The organism is Massilia aurea (assembly GCF_014200505.1).
Taxonomy (GTDB): domain Bacteria; phylum Pseudomonadota; class Gammaproteobacteria; order Burkholderiales; family Burkholderiaceae_D; genus Telluria; species Telluria aurea_B.
Genome location: NZ_JACHBX010000006.1, coordinates 304,609 through 316,133, shown reverse-complemented (window position 1 = coordinate 316,133; position 11,525 = coordinate 304,609). Strand labels below are relative to the sequence as shown.

General features: G+C 58.4%; 10 protein-coding genes. 5 read left to right on the top strand and 5 right to left on the bottom strand.

Going from position 1 to position 11,525, the window contains the following annotated elements; all coding sequences use genetic code 11:
* The 5 genes from tssE to HD842_RS23440 all read right to left on the bottom strand — a co-directional run bounded on the left by tssE (nt 1) and on the right by HD842_RS23440 (nt 3,759).
* Nucleotides 1-498, bottom strand: coding sequence for a type VI secretion system baseplate subunit TssE (tssE, locus tag HD842_RS23460; protein WP_183558460.1), 498 nt, complete (start codon nt 496-498; stop codon nt 1-3).
* Between the two features lie 102 nt (nt 499-600).
* The gene (locus tag HD842_RS23455; RefSeq protein ID WP_183558457.1) at nt 601-1,092 is read right to left on the bottom strand and encodes an Hcp family type VI secretion system effector; all 492 of its coding nucleotides are present in this window, start codon (nt 1,090-1,092) and stop codon (nt 601-603) included.
* A 27-nt stretch (nt 1,093-1,119) separates the two neighbouring features.
* A complete protein-coding gene (tssC, locus tag HD842_RS23450) occupies nt 1,120-2,604 on the bottom strand; it encodes a type VI secretion system contractile sheath large subunit (protein WP_183558454.1) in 1,485 nt (494 codons plus the stop codon).
* Nucleotides 2,605-2,607: 3 nt separating this feature from the next.
* The gene (tssB, locus tag HD842_RS23445) at nt 2,608-3,117 is read right to left on the bottom strand and encodes a type VI secretion system contractile sheath small subunit (RefSeq protein WP_183558440.1); all 510 of its coding nucleotides are present in this window, start codon (nt 3,115-3,117) and stop codon (nt 2,608-2,610) included.
* Nucleotides 3,118-3,183: 66 nt separating this feature from the next.
* Nucleotides 3,184-3,759, bottom strand: coding sequence for a tetratricopeptide repeat protein (locus HD842_RS23440; RefSeq protein ID WP_229424899.1), 576 nt, complete (start codon nt 3,757-3,759; stop codon nt 3,184-3,186).
* A gap of 239 nt (nt 3,760-3,998) precedes the next feature.
* Here HD842_RS23440 and tssK point away from each other — a divergent pair, with 239 nt between their 5' ends.
* From tssK to HD842_RS23415, 5 genes are read left to right on the top strand one after another with little or no spacing between them, the layout of a single operon-like run.
* Complete coding sequence (tssK, locus tag HD842_RS23435) at nt 3,999-5,345, top strand: type VI secretion system baseplate subunit TssK (RefSeq protein ID WP_183558425.1); 1,347 nt, start codon at nt 3,999-4,001, stop codon at nt 5,343-5,345.
* 10 nt (nt 5,346-5,355) lie between these two features.
* Entirely contained in the window at nt 5,356-6,135 is a 780-nt protein-coding gene (gene icmH, locus HD842_RS23430) for a type IVB secretion system protein IcmH/DotU (protein ID WP_183558409.1), read from the top strand.
* Nucleotides 6,132-9,287 (top strand): type VI secretion system Vgr family protein, encoded by a 3,156-nt coding sequence (locus HD842_RS23425; RefSeq protein WP_370660885.1) that lies wholly within the window; start codon nt 6,132-6,134, stop codon nt 9,285-9,287. The genes icmH and HD842_RS23425 overlap by 4 nt, the downstream gene beginning before the upstream one ends.
* Nucleotides 9,287-9,838 (top strand): hypothetical protein, encoded by a 552-nt coding sequence (locus HD842_RS23420; protein WP_183558406.1) that lies wholly within the window; start codon nt 9,287-9,289, stop codon nt 9,836-9,838. Before HD842_RS23425 ends, HD842_RS23420 begins: the two co-directional genes overlap by 1 nt.
* A 10-nt stretch (nt 9,839-9,848) precedes the next feature.
* A complete protein-coding gene (locus HD842_RS23415; RefSeq protein ID WP_183558403.1) occupies nt 9,849-11,525 on the top strand; it encodes a LysM peptidoglycan-binding domain-containing protein in 1,677 nt (558 codons plus the stop codon).

Here is an 11,525-nt window from a genome sequence, read left to right as displayed (position 1 = left end):
TCAGGTTCCTTGCGCCAGGCGGCGCGCCTTGCTGATCGTGTAATGCAGGCTCGATGGCTGCAATACGGCGTCGAAATTGACCGGTTCCTGCTCGGCATGCAGCACGAGCAGCGCCGTGATGGCGAAATTGAGGCGATTGATCGCGCCCTCCTGCACCACCAGCGCAGCGCGCACATTGCGCAGCCGTGGTTCGTGGCGGCCGATCGTCTTTTCGATGCAGGCGCAGATGTAGGCGCGGTCGTCGCTGCTCGACAGGCTCAGGCCGGCAAAATCCTTGAGCCCATAGGTCATGATCGAGCGCGCGCATTCCGGAAATGCACGGATGCGGTCGTCGCCGATGGCGGCGCGGGTATTCAATAATGCTTCCAGGTCGCGGGCGACACTGTCCTTCAGTTCCTCGATCGACAGGCGGGTGACGGCTGCCGGCGCGCCCTGCGGTGCGCTGCGCGTGCTGCCCTCCATCAAACGGTCAAACAGTCCCGGCGAAAAACCCTTCATGTGGCTCCTGGATAGCGTGGGTATGGCAAATACATCAACTGCACGGCGCACCCGAACGGCAAGCTTGCCGCGCGGGTGCGCCGAAAGTGCACTACCGGATCATCAAGCCGTTTTGTTGGCCGACAGATCCCAACCGCCCGAGGTATTGCCGCCCGAACCGCCGCCCACTTTTTGCTGGGTGTACTTCCACTTCACCTTCGAGTATTTCAGCGACAGGTTTTCCGACAGGATGTCGCCGGCTTCGACGCGTGGCGACACATTGCTGATCAAGACGTTTTCGAGTTCGATCTCGAAATACTTGATGCGCTCGCCCTGGCCGTCAGCGCGCAGGAATTCGATCTTGGCTTTCGGGATCGTTTTACCCGACGAGCAATTTTGCAGCAGCAGCGGGGTCGCCAGATCGGCCAGTTTGGCGATCACGATGTCCTTGTGCTCGGTACGCTCGGCCGTGTGGCCGCCGCCGGTCGATGCCGTCGCCGATTTCGGCTGCAGCACTTCCCACTGGACGGAGCGGCATTCGATCCAGTCCTTGTGGGAGGTGTCGGTGGATTCGCCTTTGATGCCGTCAATTTGCAGGTATACGTCAATAGCCATGCTAGTTCCTTCGCAGAATGTTCGTGATTAAGATTTGGTCGATTGCGGCAGCTCCGCAACCAGGCGGAGTGACACGGACAGCTCATCGAGCTGGAAATGCGGGCGCAGGAACGACACCGCGCGGTACACGCCGGGACGGCCGGGTACCTCGGATACCTGCACCGATGCTTCACGCAGTGGAAACTGCGCTTTCTGTTCCTGGCTGGCGTTGTCGTCCAGGAGGACGTACTGGGTCAGCCAGCGATTCAGAAAATCTTCAACATTGGCAGCCGATGCAAAGCTGCCGATTTTGTCGCGCATCATCGCCTTCATATAGTGGGCAATGCGCGAGACGGCGAAAATGTATTGCAGCTGGGCCGACAGCACGGCATTGGCATTGGCCGCGTCGCTGTTGTACTTCTTGGCCTTCTGCGCCGACTGGGCACCGAAGAACGCCGCATAATCAGTGTTCTTGCAGTGCACGAGCGAGATGAAGCCCAGGTCGCTGAGCTCTTTTTCGCGGCGGTCGGTGATGGCGATTTCGGTCGGGCACTTCAGGGCGACTTCGCCTTCATCGGTCTTGAAGGTGTGGGTCGGCAGGTGTTCGACCAGGCCGCCGCCTTCGACGCCGCGGATCGCCGCGCACCAGCCGAAGTCGTCAAAGGCCGTCGTCAGGCGCGCGCCGAATGCGTACGAGGCATTGCACCACAGGTATTTTTCGTGGTCGGTGCCGTCGACATCTTCGACAAAATTGAAGCCTTCCACGGTGGCGCCATCGGCCGGATGAAACGGCAGGCGGCCCAGGAAGCGCGGCAGCGTCAGGCCGACGTAGCGGGCGTCTTCCGACTCGCGGAACGACTTCCATTTGGCATATTCGACGGTGTCGAATACCTTCGACAGGTCGCGCGGCTTGCCCAGGTCGTTGTAGGTTTCCAGGCCAAACAGCTCGGGCGAGGCGGACGAGATGAACGGCGCATGCGAGGCGGCAGCCACGTGCGACATCTGCTCGATGAAGTACATGTCTTCGGGCTGGCGGGTAATTTCATAATCGCCCAGCAGTGCACCGAACGGCGCGCCACCGAAGGTGCCGAATTCTTCTTCGTAGACCTTCTTGAACATCGTCGACTGATCGAATTCGAGCGCGCTCTGGAAATCCTTGACCAGTTCTTTCTTGGTCGCGTTGAGCATCTTGATCTTGAGGTTCTGGCCCGTGGACGTGTTCTTGACCAGGTAGTTCAGGCCGGTCCAGCTGCCCTCCAGCTTCTGGAATTCGGGCGCGTGCATGATGGCGCTCAGTTGGCGCGAAATCATCGCGTCGAGTTCGGCCACACGGGCATCAATCGTGGCCGCCAGGTTGTTCGACACCACGACGGTGCCTTCCATGACCTGGGACACCAGCTCGGAAATGATGTCCTTGGCGCGCGCATGCTCGGTGCTGGACTTGGCCACCTTGCTCTGCTCGACGATCTGGTCGAGCAGCGCGAGTTCGGTGGTGGCCGCGCCGGCGGCCTGGGACGAGGTTTGGAGAGACATGGTTCAGTCTTTCTTGGCAGGGGTTTGCTGGCCCAGTTCGGCCAGCTTTTCGGTACTGCTCAGCACGTCGCTGAGGATGTCTTCCAGCTTGTCGTTGCCGGCCATCTTGTTGCGGAGGTCGGCCAGCTTGGTGCGCGCCTCGAGCAGTTTACGCAGCGGCTCGACCTGCTCGACCACGGCTTCCGGGCGGAAGTCGGCCATCGACTTGAACTTGAGGTCGACCGAGAACTGGCCCGTGCCGTCACCCAGTTCATCGGACACGCGGTACGCCGCGCGCGGCTCGACACCCTTCATGACTTCATCGAAATTGTCGCGGTCGATATTGACGAACTTGCGTTCCTTGAGGCGCTTCTGCTCGATCTCGGACTGGCCGCCGAAGTCACCCACGACACCCATCACGAACGGCAGTTCCTTGTTCTCGGTCGCATCACCGATGTCGACTTCGTACGTCATCTGGACCCGCGGTGGACGCACTTTTTGCAGGCGCTTCTGAACACTTTCTTTTTTTGACATGACGTTCCCCATTTCACATAAACGGCGGCGCGTTGGCGGCGCCGATGGATTCAGACCAGAGCTGAATTATTTCAATCCATCGAAGGGATTGGCACTCGCATCCGAGGCAGGCTTGGCGCCTTTGCGCGTCGGCGTGCGGGTGGCAGGCGCGGCAGCGCGGGCACGCTGGACTGGCGGAACGATGATTTGCTCGCCCAGGCTTTCGCGCAGCAGCTTGGCCAGATCCTGCGACTCGGTGCGCAGCGAACCGGACAGATTGTTCTGACGGCTCAGGTCAGCCAGCGCGCGCGTCGAGAGGCGCAGTCCGCTGACCGCGATGATGCTGTTGGCAACCTGGTCGTTGGGATCGCGCACCAGGACTTCCTCGGCGTTGACGATGGCTTCGCCATAACGGCCGGCTTCATAACGCGTTTGCGCCATGCGGGTCCATGGCGTCTTGTCAGTGGGGTAAGCAGTGGCGGCTTCGCGCCACAAGGCGATGGCGGCTTCCTTCTGGCCGGCCGAATCAGCGGCGGCGGCCTTGCCCATCACGTCGGCCAGTGATGGCTTGACTGGCTTGACTGGCGCGGTGCTGCAGGCACCCAGTGCCATGACACAAAGGGCGCTGCCCAACAGGCGGCGAAGGCGTACGGATGATGTCATGCGGTCCTCAAAAAAAAGGGTTAATGCAAGTTGTATCGAACAATTGCTCTACTGTCATTTCCAAAAAAATACCATAAATTATGGAAATGGCGCTCACAACAGGAAATGGAACAGCACTTATGCACCGTAGGTAAAGGAGGTGCAGCACGGTACGAAGCGGAATAGCAAATTCCTGATATTCAATGTTATTGTCTTGTCAGTTGTAACCGAGCATTGGTTTTGTGTCTATAGGATGTGCGATGAGTAATTCTGGAAAACTTCTTTGGGGCGAAGGGCTTTTTCTGCGTCCCCAGCACTTTCAGCAGCAGGATCGCTACCACGAAGCGCGCCTGCATGACAGCGTCCGGGCGCTGCATCCGTACTGCTGGGGTGTGAACGGCTTGCAGGTCGATCGCGACGCGCTGCAGAACGACACGCTGCGCTTGCTGGAACTGACGGTGTTCTTTCCGGACGGCGAAATCTACGCCGCGCCGGGTAGCGACGACCTGCCGCCCGAGATCGATCTGGCGGCCATTCCGCGCAACCAGCAGGAGCTGACGTTCTACGCCGCCCTGCCCGCCTTCAAACATTTTGGCGCCAATTTTGCGCCCGACGGCCAGCCCAGCAACGCAGCGCGCTTCGCGCAGCACAACGCCGACACGCCCGATCTGTACACGCAGGCCGCGAGCGCGCAACTGGCGTACCTGAAAAAATCGCTGCGCCTGATCTCGGAAGCCGAGCCGCGCGATTCATACGTGAGCATTCCGCTCCTGCGCCTGCGCCGCCTGTCCACGGGCGGCTTCGAGCAGGACCCGACTTTCATCCCGCCGAGCCTGTCGATTCGCAGCGCGCCGCTGATGTTCCTGCAGCTGCGCCGCCTGCTCGATGCGCTGCAGGCGAAGGTCGACGCGCTGTATGGGCACCACCGCGAGCCTAGCAAGAACGTCATTGAATTCCGCTCCGGCGACATGTCGTCGTTCTGGCTGCTGCACACGGCCAGCTCGGCGCACGCGTCACTGAGCCATTATTTCCATCATCCGACGCTGCATCCCGAGCGCCTGTACGAGGCGCTGCTGAGCCTTGCCGGCGCCCTGATGACGTTCTCGAAAGGCCTGTCGCTGAGCGACCTGCCGCCGTACGAGCACGTCAACCCGGGCCCGGGCTTTGCGCGCCTGCACGCGATCATCCGAGAGCTGCTCGATACCGTGATCTCGTCGAAGTACTTCGCGATCGCCCTGAACGAGGTCAAGCCGTCGTACCACCACGGGATGCTCGACTCGGGCAAGATCGATGCCCAGACCAGCTTCTACCTGGGCGTCTCGGCCGACCTGCCCGGCCTGGAACTGGTGGACATCGTGCCGCTGCGCTTCAAGGTCGGCGCGCCCGACGACGTGGAAAAATTCGTCCTCTCGGCCATGCCTGGCGTGCGCCTGGCGCATGCGCCGCAAGTACCGGCGGCCGTACCGGTGCGCCCGGACACCTATTACTTTGCCCTGGATGCCAAAGGTCAGATGTATGACCGCATGCTGCAGGCGCAATCGATTTCGATCTATGTCCCATCCGGCCTGCGCGACCTGAAGCTCGACCTCGTCGCCGTTACCTCATGAAGACCTTGTTATGACAACCAGCGCACCATCCCTTATCCCCGGCGGCCAGCCATCGTTCTCACCCAACGTCGCCGCCGGCCCCGGTACCGAACACACGCTGATGGACCTGATGTACGACGGGTTCTACGCGTTGTTCATGCTCAAGAATGGCCATGGCCCGCAGTCGGACGCCGACTTCCGCAACAAGCTCACCCAGTTCCTCGACGACTTCACGCGCGGTGCCAAGAAACAAAACGCGACGCCGGACGACATCGACAACGCCAAGTACGCTTTCTGCGCCGCGGTCGATGAAATCATCCTGCGCTCGCCATTTGCCATCCGGGACGACTGGGCCCGCCGCCCATTGCAACTGGTGCTGTTCGGTGACCAACTGGCCGGCGAGAATTTCTTCATCCGCCTGGAAGGTCTGCGCGCCCGTGGCAGCGCGCACCTGCAGGCGCTCGAGGTATTTCACATGTGCCTGCTGCTGGGATTCCAGGGCCGCTACATGATCGAGGGCGAAGAAAAGCTCAATTACCTGACCTCGCGCCTGGGCGACGAGATCGCCCATATGAAAGGCCGCACGGGAGGCTTCGCGCCGCGTGCCGAGCGCCCCGACCAGATCATCCACAAGCTGCGCAATGACGTGCCGCTGTGGGTGCTGTGCTCGGTGTTCGCACTGATCTGCGCGCTGGGCTACATGGCCCTGCGCGGCACGCTGGGCAGCACGACCGAAACGACCTTGAGCGCCTACAACGACGTTGTCAAACTGGCGCCCAAGCAGGCTAACCTGACCATCACGCTGCCGTGAACTCCCCGTCCGACCTGGCAGGCGCATCGCTGATCGATGCGCTGTTTGGCGTCAAGCTGAGCCAGCATGCACGCCTGATCACGATCGCGTCGTCACAGGATTCCGCGTTGCCGCAGGCGCTGGTGGCCGAGCGGTTCACGGGACGCGAAGCGGTCAATGAACTGTTCAGCTTTGATGTCGATGCGTTATCGAAGTCGACCGATCTCGACCTGACGAGCTTCATCGGTGAAGAACTGACGATCACCTTGCTGCAACCGGATGGCAGCCGCCGCGCCTGGCACGGCCTGTGCACCGACGCCTCCTGGCTCGGCGCCGATGGCGGCCTGGCGCGCTATCGGCTGCATCTGCAACCGGCGCTGGCCCTGCTCGGGCTGCGGCGCGACAGCTATATCTTCCAGGACAAGGATGCACGCGACCTGATCGGCGAACTGCTGGCCGACTATCCGCAGGTGCGCCATTCGTTCGATGTGGCGCAGGCCCTGGCCGTGCGGCCGATCTGGACCCAGTACCGCGAAAGCGATCTGGGATTTCTGCAGCGCGTACTGGCGGCCGAGGGCCTCAGCTGGCGTTTCGAGCATGATCAGGAAGGCGACGAACCGGCCGAGGGCGGCGCGGCGCACGCGCGGCACCGCATCGTGTTCTTCGACAGCCAAGCCGCCCTGCCCGCTACGCCGGGCGGCGACACGTTGCGCTTTCACGGCGTGCGCGCCAGCGATACCGACGACGCGATCGACCGTTTCGCCGCGCAGCGACGCGTGGCGGCCAACGCCGTTTCGATCAGCAGCTGGGATCCGGCGCAGCTGATGGCACCCGCGGCCGAGCAGCTGACCAGCCTGGATATCGGCGAGATGCCGTCGCTGTCCATTTATGACGGCAGCGCCGAGCGCCGTCATGACAACAAGGCCTTCGCCGACGCCCACAGCCGCGTCATGCTGCAGGCGCTGGAGCTGGACAACAAACAATTCGAAGGCGCAGGCGCCGTACGCCGCATGGCGGCCGGACACGGTTTTACATTGACCCAGCACGACGGCTATGCGGACGGCGACAACAGCTTCAAGACACTGTGGGTCAAGCACGAGGCGCGCAACAATCTGAAGCCGGCACTGGGTGAAGCCCTGTCGCGCCTGACCGGGCTGGCCGAAGCCGGCGCGGCAACCCTACTGCAGTTTTCCGATGAGGCGCTCGAACCCGGCACCTACCGTAATCGCTTTGGCTGCGTGCGCGAAGCGGTTGCGATCGTGCCGCGCGCGGCGGCTGCACGCTTCGCCGGGGCCTCGCTCGGACCGCAGACGGCCATCGTGGTCGGGTTGCCGGAAACGATCAATACGACCACGCGCGAGCACCAGGTGCGCATTCAGTTTGCCTGGCAGCGCGGGGTTGGCGCGATTTCAGGCGGGTTGACGCATGACACGGACGAGAAAGGCAATGCGCCGGGCAACGATGCATCCGGTACCTGGGTGCGCGTGGCCGAGGCGCTGGCCGGACCGAACTGGGGATCGCAGTTCACGCCGCGCATCGGTACCGAAGTACTGGTCGATTTCATTGAAGGCGACATGGACCGCCCCCTGGTTGTCGCGCAGTTATATACCGGATCGGATACACCGCCCTTCTCGGCTGGCGTCGACACCGGGATCAATCATGCCGGTGTGATTTCCGGCATGCACAGCAATAACTTCGACGGCGGCGGATTCAACCAGTGGGTGCTCGACGATACGAGCGGGCAGTTGCGCACGCGGTTGGCGACCAGCAGCGCGGGGACGCAGCTCAATCTCGGGTATCTGGTGCAGCAGGCGGCCGGCTCGGCGCAGCGCGGCGCGTATCGCGGGACCGGGTTTGAATTGCGCACTGATGCGTGGGCGGTTGTTCGTGGCGGCGAAGGTGTGCTGATGTCGGCGACAGCGCGCGCGCAGCAAGGCAGCAGTGTGACGTCGACGCAGCTGGATAGTAGTGAAGCGATCGGCTTGCTGCGCAGTGCAGGCGAACTGGGAACCACCCTGCTCAATGCGGCGACCGGGCAAAAGGCGTTGTCGAGCAAAGAAGCGCTGCAGGCGCAGGTTGAGATGATCGAGCAGGTCGATCCGAAGCAGAAAGGCAAGTTCGGCAGCGGCGTCGGTGGGCAGGATGCGCTGAAGGCGACGGCTGGTTCGCGTGATGCAGATGCGGATGCGCCGGTCGAAAAATTTGGTGCGCCTCTTGTTTTGATGGAGGCACCAAGCAGCATCAATTGGGCGACACCGGCATCGACCGTGGTGTTTGCGGGTGGGCAGTTGCAGTGGACGACGCAGGCGGATTTGCATATGGCGGCGGCGTACACGGTAGCGTCAGTGTCGGCGAATGCGACCGGGTTGTTTACGCATGATGGCGGGATTCAAGCCGTTGCGGCAAATGGGCCGGTGTCGCTGCAGGCGCATAACGACCAGCTCGAGATTTTGGCAGACAATTCAATTACGGTTGTGTCCGTTAACGATGCTATCAAAATCGAAGCCCACGAAAAAATCGTCGTACAAGCTGGGCAATCCTCAGTCACGCTAGAAGGTGGAAACATTACGTTCGCTTGTCCTGGCAACTTCACGGTCAAAGGGGGACAACATATTTTTGAGGGTGGTAGCAATAGCCCCCTATCATTACAGCCGCTGCCATTACCCACTGAGTTGCCAAAAGAACCAATCAGCGCGCGCGTCATTATTGATCGCCAATTGCAAGATGCAATTGCGGGCGCGGGAGGCATGTCGTTACCTTACAAATTCCTGGACAACTCCGGGGCTCTTATCGCGCAAGGAACACTGGATTCACATGGCGCCACGGAGCGGATTTTTCCAAACGCTTTAACCGATTATAAATTGCTTCTCGGTGAAACAGGCGAATGGCAAAAGATAGAACATGACGATACGGACGATGGCGTTTGTGGCTGCGGCCATACCGATGAGCACGGGCAGGACGAGAAAAATGATCATGAAATCGAGGACCGGTTACAGGTGCATGAGCAGCAGGAATCCAGCTATGATACAGCGCAGTACGACGAATTTGACGAAACACCCGGCGACATCGTGACTCCGATAGCGAACGACGAATCGTTCGCCAGATACCTGCTCGACCAGCTCGTATTCACTGACAAAGACATATTACAAGCCATCAAGGAAGGAGAGGTTTAATGCAGATTTGTCGTATTATTTTAATTGTGATCTTGGCATGCGCGGGCTACAGTGTGCCACTTGGTGCAACTACCTTCAAACAGCCACCGCAGCGAGCTGAAGTGAAACTTGCCTACGGACCGAACGAGGTGAAGGTTGGAGCCTCTGTCTTTCAGATAATTCGTGCCCAAGTTGCAACACTGAGTGCCAGCGATTTTGACACCTTCACCGTATACCTACAGCCAGAAAAGAATGACGAGCCGTGGTTGCATGTGACTTTACCAGCGGCTAAGGGCGAAGCCTATTACCTTCGCAATTACGAAACCGCCGATGCAAACACCCAGGCTATTGCCTTCTATCGCAACGGAAATCGACTGTATGCTGTCCAAGCAACGAAAATCGGTCCGGTTGCCGACACGGCAGGATCGGCAAAAACGGCGTTCGATTTCAAAGTTTTCGTATTTAATGGAAATGACGAAGTACCAATGTTCGCCAACGACGGCGCGATGAAGACCAAAAAACAATATGTCAATGCGCAAGAAGCGCTAGAACATGAGTTTTTCAAGCCTTGACGAGTGACCTATGTTCGTAAGAGCGACGTATTACCGACCTGAAAAAACAGTTCATTATTTTGAAGAGAATGGTGAAGAGACGCTATATATTGGCGGATCATTTGCATGGCGCACCAACAATCCTGGCAACCTGGCACGGCCAGGCAAACGAATCATCAGCACAAGTATCGGCCTAGCGCAACGCACGTCGAATGTAAAAAGCCTCTTCCTTATCTTTCCGGACCGTGCTACTGGTGACGCCGAGCGCATTAGACTTCTCAAGGAAGTATATGGCGATAGAACGATTGCACAGATGATCGAACGTTATGCCCCTCGGAACGAAAATGACACCGATGGCTATATCGACACAGTTGCCACTTCTACTGGTGTTGAAAGTAATACTGTTTTGAATGATCTCGATGAAGCGCAATTTAAAAGATTGTCCAATGCTATGGCTAAGCATGAGGGGTGGATACCTGGAAAAATCATTCCCTTAGGCAAACCGAAGTCTGTAACGATCCAGGATAAGCTCAAGCAACCAATGGCCTCACAAGCGGTTAAAATCGAAGGCGCATCCAAGCCAGTAACGATGCAGAGTGATGCTAGTGGCATCTTGCCGCCGATTTATCCCAACCTATTCGCCGATAGGATCTCACTTATTTTTAGCGATTTACATGAAAAAATTGGTGACATATCTGATTCGGCTAAAGGTAGTATCTTCACATTTATTGCACCGTATTTTGCTGCCAGTGGCAATGCTGACGTGCATCAAAGCGAAAACAAACCGGCGCAGAAAATCCACATTGTCAAAAGCGGGGAAACGCTTGGAACAATCGCTAGTCATCACGGCATCACTATCGAAGCATTGGTCGCAGCTAATCGGATCAAAGACGCTAACAAGATTTTCGAACGCCAACATTTGCGAGTGCCAGCAAAGCAAGCCATCGCATCACTGCATGGTGCAACTAAACCGCCTGCTCTCGTCACGAAATCGCCAACCCCTCCTCCTCTGCCACCACGCCATGCGCAAAAATCATCAGGAAGGGTTCCCCCAGCATTAACGACTCAGCACCCAAAACCAGCAGCGGTTAGCATAGATCAACAGCGCACAGACAAAAATCATCCCATCACAGTAGTAAGCACCTCCAATAAGGAAGCAAGCGGGTCACATTGGTGCAAGCGCTTTATGGGGGACAATACTTTAAATGCTCTCAGTACCGACTTTAAACCCAAAGTAGTGCAGTTCGTCGCCGCCTTGAAGGAAGCCAATATTGGCATCAGAATCAGTTCGATACTGCGTCCAGTCAAACGGGCATATCTCATGTATTGGGCATTTAAGATCGCAAAAGGCACGCCACCTGAACAAGCGGATCCATTCCCCGGTGTAGATATCGACTGGCTGCATCGTGATAAAAATGGCAATCCTGACTACGCAAAAGCGAAAACCGCCGCGCAGCAGATGTGTGCAGGCTATGGTATTAGATGGAACTCTGCGAAACAGAAAGTTGCACGGCCTGGAAGGTCGAACCATACGCAGGGAGATGCAATCGACATGACTTTGACTAACTATATCGGAAAATCGGTGAAAAATGCGCAAGGGGAAATTATAAAAATCGGTGCGTTCTCAGACCTTGCCGCTATAGGCAGAACATACGGAGTTATTTACTTTCCTAAAGAAAATATGCACTGGTCAATTAATGGTAGGTAA

Coding starts and splice junctions, on each gene's coding strand:
- tssE (WP_183558460.1), bottom strand. CDS start 498: ATGAAGGGTTTTTCGCCGGGACTGTTTGACCGTTTGATGGAGGGCAGC.
- HD842_RS23455 (WP_183558457.1), bottom strand. CDS start 1,092: ATGGCTATTGACGTATACCTGCAAATTGACGGCATCAAAGGCGAATCC.
- tssC (WP_183558454.1), bottom strand. CDS start 2,604: ATGTCTCTCCAAACCTCGTCCCAGGCCGCCGGCGCGGCCACCACCGAA.
- tssB (WP_183558440.1), bottom strand. CDS start 3,117: ATGTCAAAAAAAGAAAGTGTTCAGAAGCGCCTGCAAAAAGTGCGTCCA.
- HD842_RS23440 (WP_229424899.1), bottom strand. CDS start 3,759: ATGACATCATCCGTACGCCTTCGCCGCCTGTTGGGCAGCGCCCTTTGT.
- tssK (WP_183558425.1), top strand. CDS start 3,999: ATGAGTAATTCTGGAAAACTTCTTTGGGGCGAAGGGCTTTTTCTGCGT.
- icmH (WP_183558409.1), top strand. CDS start 5,356: ATGACAACCAGCGCACCATCCCTTATCCCCGGCGGCCAGCCATCGTTC.
- HD842_RS23420 (WP_183558406.1), top strand. CDS start 9,287: ATGCAGATTTGTCGTATTATTTTAATTGTGATCTTGGCATGCGCGGGC.
- HD842_RS23415 (WP_183558403.1), top strand. CDS start 9,849: ATGTTCGTAAGAGCGACGTATTACCGACCTGAAAAAACAGTTCATTAT.